Here is a 1,083-nt window from a genome sequence, read left to right on the forward strand (position 1 = left end):
GGTACGACGGCGGTCGCTCCGTCCGCCACCGCCGTGACCACGACCGCCGTCGACCACGGCGATCACGGCGACGACGCTCACGACGGTGCTGCCGGACCGGGACGCTCGCGCCGCGCCGTCGGCATCGCGATGGCCACCACCACCCTGGGCGTCGCCCTGCACGTGCTCGCCGCGGTGCTGCGCGGCCTCGCCGCGGGCCGGGTGCCGTGGGCCAACATGTACGAGTTCACCCTCGTGGGCACCCTGGTCGCGGTCGCGACCTTCCTGGTGCTGTGCCGACGACGGGACGTGCGGTTCCTCGGCAGCCTCGTGGTCGGCCTGGTGCTGATCGCCCTGGGCGTCGGCCTCGCGGCCTTCTACGTGCCGGCGGACGCCGTCGAGCCGGCCCTGCAGAGCTACTGGCTCGTCATCCACGTCTCGATCGCCACGATCGCCACCGGGATGCTCACCGTCTCCTTCGCCGCGAGCGCGCTGCAGCTGCTCAAGGACTCGCGGGACGGGGGCTCGGGGCGGCTCTCTGCGACGCGCTGGCGCCTGCTCGACGCCCTGCCCTCCACGAGGGACCTCGAGGCGCTGTCCTTCCGGATCAACGCCGTGGGCTTCGTCCTGTGGACCTTCACCATCATGGCCGGGGCCGTCTGGGCCGAGCACGCCTGGGGCCGGTACTGGGGCTGGGACCCCAAGGAGGTCTGGAGCTTCGTGGTGTGGGTGGTCTACGCGGCCTACCTGCACGCCCGCACCACCCGCGGCTGGTCCGGCCGCCGTGCGGCGTGGTTCGTCCTGGTCGGCTACGCGACGGTGATCTTCAACTTCACCGGGGTCAACCTGTTCTTCCAAGGGCTGCACAGCTACAGCGGGCTCTGACGCCGGCCCGCGCCCTCAGCGCTCGGTGGTCTCGCCGTCGTCGCCCTGGGTGCTGCCGTCCTCGCCGGACTCGGTGGAGCCCGCGGTCCCGGCGGGGCCGGTGTCGCTCTCGCCGTCCCGTGCACGCTGGCGACGGCGCTCCTGCTCGAGGCGCCACAGGAAGTCCGGGTCGTCGTCGGGTGCGACGGGGCCCGACCGGCGCGGCCGGGGGCGCCCGGG

The 1,083-nt window shown here is 73.7% G+C and carries 1 protein-coding gene and 1 pseudogene; one reads left to right on the plus strand and one right to left on the minus strand.

All coding sequences use genetic code 11. From position 1 onward, the window contains the following. A partial coding sequence (gene ccsB, locus L0B03_RS18280; RefSeq protein WP_250448494.1) for a c-type cytochrome biogenesis protein CcsB occupies positions 1–864 on the plus strand: 864 nt, incomplete at its 5' end. Between the two features lie 15 nt (positions 865–879). Here ccsB and L0B03_RS18285 read toward each other — a convergent pair. Next, positions 880–1,083 (minus strand): annotated as a pseudogene (locus L0B03_RS18285) (hypothetical protein); the annotation flags it as partial.

Source organism: Actinotalea sp. C106 (assembly GCF_023630195.1).
Classification (GTDB): domain Bacteria; phylum Actinomycetota; class Actinomycetes; order Actinomycetales; family Cellulomonadaceae; genus Actinotalea.